Raw genomic sequence first — 14,777 nt, forward strand, 5'->3', positions numbered from 1 at the left:
GACTGTCCGGCGGCAGGGCTGGCCGACCGGGTGCTGGAACTCCACGACGGCGAGATCGTGAGCCACTGACGCCCGGGCCGGCATCAGGGTTCCGTCAAAGACCCCCCGCCACCTCCATCCCGTCCGGTTTGTCCGCATCGTTGGCCGTAAGGTCGACGCTGCGTACACACGCGTCACCGGAAGACAATGGAGCCATGGCACGCGGGAAGCTTCGGATCTATCTCGGCGCGGCACCGGGTGTGGGCAAGACGTACGCGATGCTGGCCGAGGCCCATCGCCGTACCGAGCGGGGCACCGACTGCGTCGTGGCCTTCGTCGAGCATCATGACCGCCCCCGGACCGAGGTGCTGCTGCACGGCCTGGAGCAGGTCCCCCGCAAGGACCTGGAGTACCGCGGGGGCGTCTTCGGCGAGATGGACGTGGACGCCGTACTGCGTCGCGCGCCCGCCGTCGCCCTGGTGGACGAACTCGCGCACACCAACATCCCCGGCTCGCGCAACGCCAAGCGCTGGCAGGACGTGGAGGAACTGCTCGCCGCCGGGATCGACGTGGTGTCGACCGTCAACATCCAGCACCTGGAGTCACTCGGCGACGTCGTCGAGTCGATCACCGGGGTGCGCCAGCGCGAGACCGTGCCGGACGAGGTGGTGCGCCGGGCCGACCAGATCGAGCTGGTCGACATGTCCCCGGAGGCGCTGCGCCGCCGGATGGCGCACGGCAACATCTACCAGCCGGACAAGGTCGACGCGGCGCTGTCCAACTACTTCCGCCCCGGCAACCTCACCGCCCTGCGCGAACTCGCGCTGCTCTGGGTCGCCGACCGGGTGGACGAGTACCTGAACCAGTACCGCAGCGAGCACCGGGTCTCCAAGATCTGGGGCTCCCGCGAGCGGATCGTGGTCGGCCTGACCGGCGGGCCCGAGGGCCGCACCCTGATCCGGCGTGCCGCGCGGCTCGCCGAGAAGGGCGCCGGCGGCGAGGTCCTCGCCGTCTACATCGCCCGCAGCGACGGCCTCACCTCGGCCTCCCCGAAGGAACTGGCCGTCCAGCGCACCCTCGTGGAGGACCTGGGCGGCACCTTCCACCATGTGGTCGGCGACGACATACCGGCCGCGCTGCTGGACTTCGCGCGCGGTGTCAACGCCACCCAGATCGTGCTCGGCTCCTCGCGGCGCAAGACCTGGCAGTACGTCTTCGGGCCCGGCGTCGGCGCCACCGTCGCCCGGGACTCGGGGCCCGACATCGACGTCCACATCGTCACCCACGAGGAGGTCGCCAAGGGGCGCGGACTGCCCGTGGCCCGCGGCGCCCGGCTCGGCCGCACCCGCATTTTGTGGGGCTGGGCCACCGGGATCGCCGGACCGGCGATCCTGGCGCTGCTGCTGATCACCGTCGACATCGGCCTCGCCAACGACATGCTGCTGTTCCTGGCCGTCACGGTCGCGGCGGCCCTGCTCGGCGGCCTGCTGCCCGCGCTCGCCTCGGTGGCCTTCGGCTCACTGCTGCTGAACTACTTCTACACCCCGCCCCTGCACCGCTGGACCATCGCGGACCCGAAGAACATCGTCGCCATAGTGATCTTCTTCTGGGTCGCCGTGTCGGTGGCCTCCGTGGTGGACCTCGCCGCCCGGCGCACCCACCAGGCGGCCCGGCTGCGCGCCGAGTCCGAGATCCTCTCCTTCCTCGCCGGCAACGTGCTGCGCGGCGAGACCAGCCTGGAGGAGCTGCTGGAACGGGTCCGCGAGACCTTCGCCATGGAGTCGGCGGCCCTGCTGGAGCGGCAGAGCGACGTCGAGCCGTGGAACTGCGTGGGCCGGGCCGGCTTCGGACCCGCCCTGGAGCGGCCCGAGGACGCCGATGTGGACATGCCCGTCGGCGACCACATGGCGCTCGCCCTGACCGGCCGGCCGCTGCCCGCCGAGGACCGCAGGGTGCTCGCCGCGTTCGGTGCCCAGGCCGCCGTCGTCCTCGACCGCCGCCGCCTCCAGGAGGAGGCCGACCGGGCCCGCGCCCTCGCCGAGGGCAACCGCATCCGCACCGCCCTGCTCGCCGCCGTCAGCCACGACCTGCGCACCCCGCTGGCCGGGATCAAGGCCGCCGTCTCCTCGCTGCGCTCCGACGACGTCGACTGGTCCGAGGCGGACCAGGCCGAACTCCTGGAGGGCATCGAGGAGGGCGCCGACCGGCTCGACCACCTCGTCGGCAACCTGCTCGACATGTCCCGCCTGCAGACCGGCACCGTCACCCCGCTGATCCGCGAGATCGACGTGGACGAGGTCGTGCCGATGGCCCTGGGCGGCGTGCCGGAGGACAGCGTCGACCTGGACGTGCCCGAGACGCTGCCGATGATCCAGGCCGACCCCGGGCTGCTGGAGCGCGCGGTGGCCAACCTGGTGGAGAACGCCGTCAAGTACAGCCCGCCCGGACGGCGCGTCCTGGTCTCCGCCAGCGCCCTCGCCGACCGGGTGGAGGTGCGGGTGGTGGACCGCGGACCCGGCGTCCCCGACGCGGCCAAGGACCGCATATTCGAGCCCTTCCAGCGGTACGGCGACGCCCCGCGCGGCGCCGGCGTCGGGCTAGGTCTCGCCGTCGCCCGCGGCTTCGCCGAGGCCATGGGCGGCACCCTCAACGCGGAGGACACACCGGGCGGCGGACTCACCATGGTCCTCAGCCTGCGCAGCCGGAACGGAACGGAACCCTCGGCACAGCCCGGCCCCGGCACGGCGGCCACCCCCGCCCCCGAGGACGCCGGGGCGGACAACGCGGAACCAGAAAGGCAGACCCTATGAAGAGCCCGAATGGGGGGACACCCCAGACCCCCACGAGGGTCCTCGTGGTCGACGACGAGCCGCAGATCGTGCGCGCCCTCGTGATCAACCTCAAGGCACGCAAGTACGAGGTGGACGCGGCCGCCGACGGCAGGACCGCCCTCGACCTCGCCGCCTCCCGCCACCCCGACGTGGTCGTCCTCGACCTGGGCCTGCCCGACATGGACGGCGTCGAGGTGATCAGGGGCCTGCGCGGCTGGACCCGGGTGCCGATCCTGGTGCTGTCCGCCCGCCACTCCTCCGACGAGAAGGTCGAGGCCCTGGACGCGGGCGCCGACGACTACGTCACCAAGCCCTTCGGCATGGACGAGCTGCTGGCCCGGCTGCGGGCCGCCGTGCGCCGCGCCGAGCCGGTCGGCGCCGGCGAGGACGGCCTGACCGCCGTGGACACCGAGGGGTTCACCGTCGACCTGGCCGCGAAGAAGGTCAACCGCGACGGCCGGGACGTCCGGCTCACCCCCACCGAGTGGCATCTGCTGGAGGTGCTGGTGCGCAACACCGGCCGCCTGGTCAGCCAGAAGCAGCTCCTCCAGGAGGTGTGGGGGCCGTCGTACGGGACGGAGACCAACTACCTGCGGGTCTACATGGCGCAGCTGCGCCGCAAGCTGGAGGCGGACCCCTCGCACCCCAGACACTTCATCACCGAGCCCGGAATGGGGTACCGGTTCGAGAAGTGAGGAGGTGCGCGTACCGGGAGTGTGAACGGGGATACGGCGCTGTCGGCAGGCCCCGGTACGCTTCATGTATGAGTGCTGTTCCTCGTTCCGAAAAGCCGGCCGGCCGGCTCCGGCGCATGTTCGACCGGCTGTCCTCGTCGCAGGAGGACCTGGAGTCCGAGGAGCTGCGCGAGGACGCCGAGACGGCGGGTTGTACGAAGATCGGCGACTGCCAGGACCGGCAGATCGTCACGGTAACTGGTACCTTGCGCACGGTCACCCTGCGCCCGCGTGCCGGAGTCCCGGCCCTGGAGGCCGAACTGTTCGACGGCACCGCCGCGCTGGACGTGGTGTGGCTCGGCAGGCGTTCCATCGTCGGTATAGAACCGGGGCGCAAGCTGATCGCATCGGGCCGGATCTCGCTGAGCCGGGGCCGCCGGGTGCTGTTCAACCCGAAGTACGAACTGCGACCCCTCGGACGGGAGTAGCCGGTGACGTCCCTCGACAAGCCGACCGAAGACACCGACCAGACCACGCCCGGCCAGTCCGGCGACGCCCGCGCGGTGACCGAGGCGGCACTGTTCGAGGCCTTCGGCGGGGTCCGCGGCATGGTCGAGACGGTCGTGCCGGGCCTGCTCTTCGTCGCGATCTTCACGGTCAACAAGGACCTGCACCTCTCGGCGATCGCCGCGCTGGCCGTCTCCCTGGTCCTGGTGGTGGTCCGCCTCGTCAGGAAGGACACCGTCAAGCACGCCTTCAGCGGTGTGTTCGGCGTGGCCTTCGGCGTGGTGTTCGCGATGTTCACCGGCAACGCCAAGGACTTCTACCTCCCCGGCATGCTCTACACGCTTGGCCTGGCGCTGGCGTACATCGTCACGACCCTCGCCGGGGTCCCGCTGATCGGCCTGATCCTCGGCCCGGTCTTCCGGGAGAACCTCTCCTGGCGCACCCGCAACCCCGGCCGCAAGAAGGCCTACGCGAAGTCGAGTTGGGCCTGGGGCCTGATCCTGCTCGCCAAGTGCGCGATCCTCTTCCCGCTGTACTGGTGGTCGGACACCACCCGGCTCGGCTGGGTGCTGGTGGCCCTGAAGATCCCGCCCTTCCTGCTCGCGGTCTGGCTCACCTGGGTCTTCCTCGCCAAGGCGCCCGCCCCGATCGACGTCTTCGCGGAGATGGAGGCGCAGGAGGAGGCCGAGAAGGCCGAGAAGGAGCGCAGGGCGGCGCTGGCCGCGGACGGCGGCGAACCGGAGCCGGGGCGGCACCGCAAGGTGTGACACGGCCCGCGGCGGCACCTCGGCGATGCGGGCCGTGAGCCGTCACCGACCGCCGCCTCCGACGACGAAGAGGGCGCCCTTGTCGCCAAGGGCGCCCTTCTCCTGTGCCCGGGCGGTCAGGGCCGCGCCGGTTCGGCGGTCAGGACTCTTCCGGCCTGCGCACCGACAGCAGCTCCTCCAGTTGCTGCTCACGGGCCTGGGCGGCCACGAAGAGCAGCTCGTCGCCCGGCTCCAGGGAGTCCTCCCGGGACGGGGTCAGCACCCGGGTGCCCCGGATGATGGTGACCAGCGAGGTGTCCTCCGGCCAGCGCACGTCTCCCACCTGGGTGCCGGCCAGGGCCGACTCCTCGGGCAGGGTCAGCTCCACGAGGTTGGCGTCGCCGTGGCTGAAGCGCAGCAGCCGTACCAGGTCGCCGACGCTCACCGCCTCCTCGACCAGGGCGGACATCAGCCGCGGGGTGGAGACGGCCACGTCCACGCCCCACGCCTCGTTGAACAGCCACTCGTTCTTCGGGTTGTTGACCCGGGCGACGACCCGCGGGACGCCGTACTCCGTCTTGGCGAGCAGCGACACCACCAGGTTGACCTTGTCGTCACCGGTCGCGGCGATCACCACGTTGCAGCGCTGGAGCGCCGCCTCGTCCAGGGACGTGATCTCGCAGGCGTCGGCCAGCAGCCACTCCGCCTGCGGCACCCGCTCCACCGAGATGGCGGTCGGGGCCTTGTCGACGAGCAGGACCTCGTGGCCGTTCTCCAGCAGCTCGGTGGCGATCGAGCGGCCGACGGCGCCGGCTCCGGCAATGGCGACCCTCATCAGTGACCGCCCTCCTCTTCCGGGCCCCCGGCGAACGCCGCCTCGACCTTCTCCACGTCGTCCGTCCGCATCATCACGTGCACGAGGTCGCCCTCCTGCAACACCGTCTGGGAGGTGGGCAGGATCGCCTCGCCCAGCCGGGTCAGGAACGCCACCCGGACGCCCGTGTCCTCCTGCAACTTGCTGATCTTGTGCCCGACCCACTGCGGGGAGGCGTGCACCTCGGCGAGCTGCACCCCGCCCGTGGGGTCCCGCCACAGCGGCTCCGCCCCGGAGGGCAGCAGCCGGCGCAGCATCTGGTCGGCGGTCCAGCGGACCGTGGCCACGGTGGGGATGCCGAGGCGCTGGTAGACCTCCGCACGGCGGGGGTCGTAGATGCGGGCGGCGACGTTCTCCACACCGAACATCTCGCGGGCCACGCGAGCGGAGATGATGTTGGAGTTGTCGCCGCTGGAGACGGCCGCGAACGCGCCGGCCTCCTCGATCCCCGCCTCGCGCAGGGTGTCCTGGTCGAAGCCGACTCCGGTGACCCGGCGGCCCCCGAATCCCGGTCCCAGCCGACGGAAGGCGGTCGGGTCCTGGTCGATCACGGCGACCGTGTGCCCCTGTTGCTCCAGGGTCTGGGCGAGAGCGGAGCCTACTCGCCCGCAGCCCATGATGACGATGTGCACGACCGTCCTTCCGATGTCAAGAGTCGTTGGCTTGGCCTGAACAGGTTCTCAGACCGCCGCCCAAGCTACACACGCATCGTCCCGGTCGGGCACCCCCGTGCCCCGGTCGCGCCGCTCAGCCGCCTCGTGCGCCCGCTCATCCGGTCGCTCCAGGCGCTCATCCGGTCCGTCTCCGAGTGATGCTGCGCACGCTGCACACGGTCAGGATTCCGAGGCCGGCCAGCGCGAGCACGGCCCCGATCAGCTCGGCGGTCGGGGGCATGAGGGCCTCCAGGCATGGGCGGCAGGCGGGGTTTGCCATCTAGACACGGCCGACGCGCGGGCCACGGAATCCGTACATCACTTCGCCGTCGAGTTCACCCATGGGGAAGATATTGCGGACGGGGTGGGCGACGCCCAGTGCGAAGGCTTACGATCCTCTCTCGTGTCCAAACTGACCGACGTGCCCAAACGGATTCTGATCGGGCGCGCACTGCGCAGTGACAGGCTGGGCGAAACGCTCCTGCCCAAGCGCATCGCACTCCCCGTCTTCGCCTCCGACCCGCTGTCCTCCGTCGCCTACGCGCCGGGGGAGGTTCTGCTGGTCCTGTCCATCGCGGGCGTGTCGGCGTACCACTTCAGCCCCTGGATCGCGGTCGCGGTCGTGGTGCTGATGTTCACCGTGGTCGCCTCCTACCGCCAGAACGTGCACGCCTACCCGAGCGGCGGCGGCGACTACGAGGTGGCGACCACCAACCTCGGCCCCAGGGCCGGCCTCACCGTCGCCAGCGCGCTGCTGGTCGACTACGTGCTGACCGTGGCCGTCTCCATCGCCTCCGGCATCGAGAACCTGGGTTCGGCCGTCCCGTTCGTGGTGGAGCACAAGGTCCTCTGCGCGACCGCCGTGATCGTCCTGCTGACGCTGATGAACCTGCGCGGCGTCAAGGAGTCCGGCAAGCTCTTCGCGATCCCGACGTACGTGTTCGTCGGCGGCGTCTTCGTCATGATCCTGTGGGGCGCGTTCCGCGGCCTGGTGCTCGGCGACACCATGCGGGCGCCGACCGCCGGCTTCCACATCAGGGCCGAGCACCAGGGCCTTGCGGGCTTCGCGCTGGTCTTCCTGCTGCTGCGCGCCTTCTCCTCCGGCTGCGCCGCCCTGACCGGCGTCGAGGCCATCTCCAACGGTGTCCCGGCCTTCCGCAAGCCGAAGTCCAAGAACGCGGCGACCACCCTCGCGGCGATGGGCCTGCTGGCCGTCACCATGTTCTGCGGCATCATCGCCCTGGCTGCGGTGACCAAGGTCCGCATGGCCGAGAACCCGGCCACCGACCTGCTGCACAACGGCCACCCGATCGGCTCCGGCTACGTCCAGAACCCGGTGATCTCCCAGGTCGCCGAGGCGGTCTTCGGCAAGGGCAGCTTCCTGTTCGTGCTCCTGGCGGCCGCGACCGCGCTGGTGCTGTTCCTCGCGGCGAACACCGCGTACAACGGCTTCCCGCTGCTCGGCTCGATCCTCGCCCAGGACCGCTACCTGCCCCGCCAGCTGCACACCCGCGGCGACCGGCTCGCCTTCTCCAACGGCATCGTGCTGCTGGCCGGCGCCGCCGCGCTGCTGACCGTGATCTACGGCGCCGACTCCACGCGCCTGATCCAGCTGTACATCGTCGGCGTGTTCGTGTCCTTCACGCTCAGCCAGACCGGCATGGTCCGGCACTGGAACCGCCACCTCGCGGTCGAGAGGGACCAGGCCAAGCGGCGCCACATGATGCGCTCGCGGGCGATCAACACCTTCGGCGCCTTCCTCACCGGCCTGGTGCTGGTCGTCGTCCTGGTCACCAAGTTCACGCACGGCGCCTGGGTGGCCCTGCTGGGCATGTGCATCTTCTTCGCGACCATGACCGCGATCCGCAAGCACTACGACCGGGTCGCCGAGGAGATCGCCGCCCCCGAGGAGCCCGACGACGACCTGGTCCGCCCGTCCCGGGTGCACTCGGTGGTGCTGATCTCCAAGATCCACCGGCCGACCCTGCGGGCCCTGGCCTACGCCCGGCTGATGCGCTCCGACACCCTGGAGGCGCTCACCGTCAACGTCGACCCGGCCGAGACCAAGGCGCTGCGCGAGGAGTGGGAGCGGCGCGGCATCGACGTACCGCTGAAGGTCCTGGACTCGCCGTACCGCGAGATCACCCGCCCGGTGATCGAGTACGTCAAGGGCCTGCGCAAGCAGTCCCCGCGCGACGCGGTCTCCGTGATCATTCCCGAGTACGTGGTCGGCCACTGGTACGAGCACCTGCTGCACAACCAGAGCGCCCTGCGGCTCAAGGGCCGTCTGCTGTTCACGCCCGGTGTGATGGTCACCTCCGTCCCCTACCAGCTGGCGTCCTCCGAGGCGGCCCGGGCCAGGGCCCGCAGGCGCCAGGAGTGGAGCGCCCCGGGTGCCGTGCGCCGCGGCCCGGCGGGGGAGCGGCCGAAGGAGCCGTCGGCCAAGGGCTGACGAAGGGCCGAGGGTCGGGGCCCGGGCGGCGAGGCCGTAGACTGGTGGGCTGTTGTCGGTTCACCGGGCCGTGCTCGTCCGCCCGGACCCGTCTCCCGGCCTTCCGTTTCCCTCTGTCGACAAGTCGATCTGGAGTCACCCACCATGCAGGCAGAACCGACCACGTCTCTGGTGGGCGAGGAGTACGAGGTCGAGATCGGCCCCGTCGCCCACGGCGGCCACTGCATCGCCCGCACCGCGCAGGGCCAGGTCCTCTTCGTGCGGCACGCGCTGCCCGGCGAGCGGGTGGTGGCACGGGTGACCGAGGGCGAGGAAGGCGCCCGCTTCCTGCGCGCGGACGCCGTACGCGTCCTGGAGGCGTCCAAGGACCGTATCGAGGCGCCGTGCCCCTTCGCGGGCCCCGGCCGCTGCGGCGGCTGCGACTGGCAGCACGCCAAGCCGGGCGCGCAGCGCCGGCTCAAGGCGGACGTGATCGCCGAGCAGCTCAGGCGGCTCGCGGGCCTCACCCCGGAGGAGGCGGGCTGGGACGGCACGGTCGTCCCGGCCGAGGGCGACAAGCTGCCGGCCGGCGAGGTGCCGCAGTGGCGCACCCGGGTCCAGTACGCCGTCGACGCCGAGGGCCACGCCGGTCTGCGCCGCCACCGCTCGCACGAGGTCGAGCGCATCGACCACTGCATGATCGCGGCGGCCGGTGTCTCCGAGCTGGGCATCGAGAAGCACGACTGGACCGGCATGGAGTCGGTCGAGGCGATCGCGGCGACCGGCTCCCAGGACCGCCAGGTCATCCTCACCCCGCGACCGGGCGCCCGCCTCCCCCTGGTCGAGCTGGACAAGCCGGTCTCGGTCCTGCGGGTCGACGAGAAGTCCGGCGGCGTGCACCGCGTGCACGGCCGCCCCTTCGTCCGCGAGCGGGCCGACGGCCGTACCCACCGCGTCGGCGCCGGCGGCTTCTGGCAGGTCCACCCGAAGGCGGCGGACACCCTGGTCACCGCGGTGATGCAGGGGCTGCTCCCGCGCAAGGGCGAGATGGCCCTCGACCTCTACTGCGGCGTCGGCCTGTTCGCCGGCGCCCTCGCCGACCGCCTCGGCGAGAAGGGCGCGGTCCTCGGCATCGAGTCCGGCAAGCGGGCGGTGGAGGACGCGCGGCACAACCTGGCCGACTTCCCCCGGGTCCGGATCGAACAGGGCAAGGTCGAATCCGTCCTGCCGCGCACCGGCATCACCGAGGTCGACCTCATCGTCCTCGACCCGCCCCGCGCGGGCGCCGGCCGCACGACGGTCGCCCACCTCACCTCCCTGCACGCCCGCCGCATCGCCTACGTGGCGTGCGACCCCGCCGCGCTGGCCCGTGACCTGGGCTACTTCCGGGACGGCGGGTACCGGGTGCGGACGCTGCGGGCGTTCGATCTGTTTCCGATGACGCATCATGTGGAGTGTGTCGCCATCCTTGAACCGGCCGCGAAGGGCTCCTGACCTCGGGTTTTGCCCGTGCGCATTATGTGCGGTGTGGGCGTTACGGGCGATATCTTGACGCTGAAATGACGCTCGTGACGCTCATTTGACGCTCGTTCTGATGGGGTGTCAGGCTGCCTCTTTGGTAGGGCAGACCATCTCAAGGCGGCGAATATCAACGGGGCGCCGAGGGCGGACGACGCTGAGCGCAGACGTATTGAGTCCTGCTGGTCAGATGTCCCGGAAGGGGCCAGTGAAGGCGGTGACCTGCCATGATGAGGAGTCTTTGGTCGCTTACCTGCACGAATGGTCTTTCAGTTGTTTCATGCTCGTGCCGGTTGATGAAGCCGGAAGTCCCAGAGAAGTCCCAGAGGACTCCCACGGCTGACGGGCGCCCTCGGCGTGCGCAGGGACCACACGTCCACCTGCGCGGACAGGGCAGCCGCCAGGGGAACACCCCCGCGTCGGCGGGGAGGACGACGGCACTCGGATCGTGAAGGACCAGGGCTGCGGAACACCCCGCGTCGGCGGGGAGGACGCTGGCCCGGATCACCAAGCACGTTGAGCGCCACGGAGCACCCCCGCGTCGGCGGGGAGGACCTGCTCGCCACAGATACGGTGGGCCGTCCGATCGGAGCACCCCCGCGTCGGCGGGGAGGACGACTCCGGCACCCATGGTGCCGCGCATGGTGGCGGAGCACCCCCGCGTCGGCGGGGAGGACGACCGCCCTCGGGCTGGCCGCCGGTCTCGCGGCGGAGCACCCCCGCGTCGGCGGGGAGGACAGACACAGACGCTGATGTCGGGGCCGCTGCTGTGCCGCAATGCGTTCGTCACCAGCTCCGTGAGGAGTAGTTCCGCGGTGTCCACCAGGTCCGGACGCCCCCAGTAGGTGAGCCCAATTCGGACGAGGTGGCGGAGCCGGTGCGGCCACAGCGTGTCCGCCTCGGACATCTGGTCAGAACCGGGGTCCGGCCGACGCTCGATCACGACCTCAAGCGCCGTCCGAACGCCTTTCGGCTGCAGCACACGGGACGTCACGCCGGGCCTCCCCGACGACCAACAGGTGAGTGGCGGAGATGCCCGAGGCGAGCCTGCTGGTTCGCGGGCATGCAGGGCTGATCGGTGAAGTCACCCCACCACGAGTCGTTGTGGTGACTGTCTGGGGCGGCCGACCAGTGGGGGAACGGCGTTGCGTCCGGGAACGCGGCGATCTGCGTGGCGAGGGACGGGGTGGTGATCACCTTTGCTGCCTCCCCGTTTCCGACTCGGCTAGGGAGGCGAAGAACTGCGCGCGGCGAGCCCGCTGCAGAGGCGGGGCGGTGCAGCAGTGGCGCCGCCGGGAAGCCAGGGGTCGTAGCTGCATCGGCAAGCGCGAGACGCCGAACGCTGTCGCTGGCCGTGCGGCGCGGGCCGGTCATGACGCGGCCTCCGACGCCGGTGCCGGGTCGACCACACGGCGCGGGGAGAGGCCGCTTCAGCCCATTCCAGCCAGTCCGCCTCGTCCGCCGCGACCGGCGCGTCGCCTGCTCGGGCGCGGGCTGCCTGGCAGAATGCGCGGATCTCTTCGGCCTGCCGCCAGGCTCGAATCTACCCGGTAAGAATCGTCGCCCTGTGCTGCTCGATCTGCTGCTCGCGAGCCCGCGCGACGGCCGCGTACCAGCGGCGGCGCTGTTCGGCCTCACGCAGTTCCGTCTCCCGCTCCCAGGCGGTCGGCTTCCGCCGCAAGGCGTTCGAGATCCTGCAGTAGGTGTCCCAGCCGTGACTCCAATGTCCACCGGGCGCTGTCGCTGTACGAGTACGAGTGCTGGTACCAGCTCCCGGAGGGCGCGCCGAGAGCGAGGCGACCGTTGAACTCTTCGTCGTACTTGGGCAGGCGCGTCCAGGGATTCCGCTCCTGTTGACGGTGCTCCTGCGGGGTCGAGTGAGCGACTCGATCTTTGTAGCTCGCTCACCGGCGTACTCGCGAGCGAGGCGCCCGCATGAGCGACGCCTTCAGAGGGTCGTTCGGAGATTCTTGACGCTCGGATGACGCTCGAAGCGGAAGCCTCTGCTGCGCCGCCGAAGGCGGTGCGAGTGACCATCCCGGCCTCACGTTCCTTGGGGGCGAGAGCGCGACCCGACGAACGCGGTGACGGATTCGATCGTCGTGGGCCGTCGCAAAGTGATGAAAGCGCTACAGGAATCCGAAGGATGGGCATACTCTGCGGGAATCACCGCAGGTGGGCCGGGGCGACCTGTAGTGCGGCGGAGGTGTCATGGGTGGGGACCCGCATGTATCAGCACAAGGGGTCGGAGAACGTGAGCGGACGGGGGTGCCGGATCCGTACGGTGACCGGGCTCTTCTGACCTCTGCCATGACGGAGGGCTACGCCGCCGTCCCCGACGAGGAACGCAGTCGGCTGCGGAGCTACCTCGAGGCGGTTGTCGCGGCCCGTCCGGCGCCGGTGCACACCACCGTTGCCTTCAACGCCGTGTACTTCGGGTACGACCTCGGCGGCGACGGGTATGGCGGAAGCCCGCTGTGCCTCGACGACTTCCCCGTGATCACCTTCGGTGAGTGCGCTCCCGTGCTCCCGGTCGGTGCCATGGTGTGTGTTGCCACCGGGTCGGACCCGCTCTACGCCGAGATCGTCTACCGGGAGGGCGCGCACCCGGAGGTGGGCGCGCTCGGGGACGTGCCGGCCTGGGTGTCGGGTGCGCCCGCGGGTGCCGAGGGCCCCAGGAGGCCGGGTGCGGACGCCGCGCCACGGCGCAGGGAGCTGCTGGTCCCGGACCTCCACGCCTTCGGTCCGGCACTGGGCCTGTCACCGGTCCAGCTTCATCGCTTACGCACGCGTGGGCGCTGGATCAATGAGGACGGGCATGTCGTCGTCGACGTGTGCTATCCGTCCTCGGAAGCAGCCCGGCGCGACGATCTGACGGCCTACGCGGACCACCTTCTGACGACGGCACGGCAGCAGCTGCTCAGCCCCTTCGTCCCCGTGTCCCTTGCCTCCCTGGTGGGCGGCACGCACGACGAAGACCTGCGGGCGGGGCTGCTCGGTCTCCTCGACACGGTGCGGGGTGTCCTCGACTCCAGTGCCGCGTTGCGCACCTGGGGCCATTACGCCATGACCCGTGCCTCCCTCGCGGATTGCTGGCGGGACACCGGGCCGCTGGGAGGTGACGATGTCAGGTCTCTCGTGGCCGAGGTGGAGCGCGCGGCCACCCCGGTGAGGCGGCGATACGGCCTCGTGGCTCCGGTCACTGTGTACACGGCGGTCGGACCACGGCTGCGCGGTTTTCCTGGGGCGGCGGAACGGCTCAGGGGTGCGGGGTACGCCGCTGCGGTGTGCCGGGTGAACCTGGCGCTCGCCGACGTGGTCCAGGGGGACAGCGACCAGGGTCTGTTCGGGAACGGCTCGCGGATCACCCTCGACGACGCGTTCGAGGGGGGAGGGGTGTGGCGGTCCCATCATCCCGGTGACGCGGAGGCCCCCGGAATCCCCCTGGTCCCGGCCGGACGCGGCTGGGCCTCCACGCTGCCCACACCGCCGGAGCCGGAGACGGAGGAGGAGCTGGAACCCGTAGATCTGCCCCTCGCCGACGACGACCTCCTCGGCACCGGTGAACTCCTGCGGAGCGACGCGCAGGAGATCGTCTGGCGGGCGCCCCTGCGGCTGGCCCATCTCATCGACGGCTGGTTCCCCCTGCACCCGTTCGTCGCGGAGGAGCTTTGCGAGTCGCACGGCGCGCACCCCACGCTGCGCCTCGAACTCGACCACGCCGGTGAAGCGTTGGACGAGAAGGAGGCGGTTCAGGACGTCACGGTCGAACTCGGCGACGACTCGGGTCGGTTGACGGGAATCGTCTGGCCCGGTGACTTCTTCCCCGGCCTGATGCTGGAGCTGCGTAGGCGTCGTGGCGACACAGTGATCCGCCTCGCCACGACGCGACTGAAGGAGTGCGTGCAGGTCGGTGACCGTGGGGCGGGGCACTGTTACGACCCTCGCGTGCTCACGAGGGAGGACGTGCCGGGCAGTAGCCGCCATGGTGACAGCGCGGTCGGGCTCGGTCCCCGGCAGCTGGTGATGCGCACCGTGCGCCGTTGCGGTCTGCTGACCCTGGACGGCCATGCCCTGATGGATCGAACGGTCCTGCCGAGCGCGGTCTATGGGCGTCTCCCGGCCCGGTCGCAGGCCGCCGCCCTCGACGCGGCCGTCGCGGAACTGCTCGCGGAACGTCTTCTGGAGCCGGCCCTCGGCAGCAGGGATGCCTGGGGGCAGCCGCACTTCCCGCCGCGTGACGGACAGCGGATCATCCCCCTGATCGGCTACCGCCCCTCCAGGCCACGGGTGATACGTCCCTGGGGCGGTGGCGAACCGGGCGGTGAGGGACTGCGCGGCGTGCAGTTCGTCCCAGGTCATCTGCGCCGCCTGCGGCCGGGGTGTTCGCCCAGCGACGTTCAGCGCGCGGCCTTTCGGGAGCACTGCCGCAGGCTCGGCAAGGCGGACGGCTGGGAACTGCCGTACGGCTACACGTTCGTGACCGAGCACACGCGTGGCGGCTGATCCTTCACCGCTTTCACGCGTCCATGGCTTCGGCCGCCCTTTCCTCCATCCGTCGCCC

At 70.9% G+C, this 14,777-nt stretch carries 10 protein-coding genes; 7 read left to right on the top strand and 3 right to left on the bottom strand.

Features of this window, described 5'->3' with window-relative positions; genetic code table 11:
- The first annotated feature begins 194 nt into the window (after positions 1-194).
- From ACSP97_RS26620 to ACSP97_RS26635, 4 genes are all read left to right on the top strand, one after another.
- Positions 195-2,789 (top strand): ATP-binding protein, encoded by a 2,595-nt coding sequence (locus tag ACSP97_RS26620; RefSeq protein WP_388313090.1) that lies wholly within the window; start codon positions 195-197, stop codon positions 2,787-2,789.
- A complete protein-coding gene (locus ACSP97_RS26625) occupies positions 2,786-3,505 on the top strand; it encodes a response regulator (protein ID WP_355149349.1) in 720 nt (239 codons plus the stop codon). The genes ACSP97_RS26620 and ACSP97_RS26625 overlap by 4 nt, the downstream gene beginning before the upstream one ends.
- 68 nt (positions 3,506-3,573) lie before the next feature.
- Positions 3,574-3,972, top strand: coding sequence for an OB-fold nucleic acid binding domain-containing protein (locus ACSP97_RS26630; RefSeq protein WP_440554575.1), 399 nt, complete (start codon positions 3,574-3,576; stop codon positions 3,970-3,972).
- Between the two features lie 3 nt (positions 3,973-3,975).
- Positions 3,976-4,758, top strand: a complete 783-nt coding sequence (locus tag ACSP97_RS26635) for a DUF3159 domain-containing protein (RefSeq protein WP_355149351.1) — start codon at positions 3,976-3,978, stop codon at positions 4,756-4,758.
- A gap of 139 nt (positions 4,759-4,897) precedes the next feature.
- Here the strand turns inward: ACSP97_RS26635 and ACSP97_RS26640 are convergent, their stop codons facing one another.
- Positions 4,898-5,572, bottom strand: a complete 675-nt coding sequence (locus ACSP97_RS26640; RefSeq protein ID WP_355149353.1) for a potassium channel family protein — start codon at positions 5,570-5,572, stop codon at positions 4,898-4,900.
- Complete coding sequence (locus ACSP97_RS26645) at positions 5,572-6,243, bottom strand: potassium channel family protein (protein ID WP_180329041.1); 672 nt, start codon at positions 6,241-6,243, stop codon at positions 5,572-5,574. Before ACSP97_RS26645 ends, ACSP97_RS26640 begins: the two co-directional genes overlap by 1 nt.
- A 424-nt stretch (positions 6,244-6,667) precedes the next feature.
- Between ACSP97_RS26645 and ACSP97_RS26650 the strand changes: the two genes are divergently transcribed.
- Together ACSP97_RS26650 and ACSP97_RS26655 are read left to right on the top strand one after the other, a co-directional pair.
- Positions 6,668-8,716, top strand: coding sequence for an APC family permease (locus tag ACSP97_RS26650; protein WP_440554579.1), 2,049 nt, complete (start codon positions 6,668-6,670; stop codon positions 8,714-8,716).
- A gap of 144 nt (positions 8,717-8,860) precedes the next feature.
- Positions 8,861-10,189 (top strand): class I SAM-dependent RNA methyltransferase, encoded by a 1,329-nt coding sequence (locus ACSP97_RS26655; RefSeq protein WP_355149357.1) that lies wholly within the window; start codon positions 8,861-8,863, stop codon positions 10,187-10,189.
- A 1,567-nt stretch (positions 10,190-11,756) separates the two neighbouring features.
- Here the strand turns inward: ACSP97_RS26655 and ACSP97_RS26660 are convergent.
- Positions 11,757-11,894 carry a hypothetical protein gene (locus tag ACSP97_RS26660; RefSeq protein WP_355149359.1) on the bottom strand — a complete coding sequence of 46 codons (138 nt, stop codon included), beginning with the start codon at positions 11,892-11,894 and terminating at the stop codon, positions 11,757-11,759.
- Between the two features lie 629 nt (positions 11,895-12,523).
- Between ACSP97_RS26660 and ACSP97_RS26665 the strand changes: the two genes are divergently transcribed.
- Positions 12,524-14,719 carry a hypothetical protein gene (locus ACSP97_RS26665; RefSeq protein WP_440554582.1) on the top strand — a complete coding sequence of 732 codons (2,196 nt, stop codon included), beginning with the start codon at positions 12,524-12,526 and terminating at the stop codon, positions 14,717-14,719.
- Positions 14,720-14,777 lie beyond the last annotated feature (58 nt).

The organism is Streptomyces sp. SCPE 10, assembly GCF_051980735.1.
In the GTDB taxonomy this organism is placed as follows: domain Bacteria; phylum Actinomycetota; class Actinomycetes; order Streptomycetales; family Streptomycetaceae; genus Streptomyces; species Streptomyces misionensis.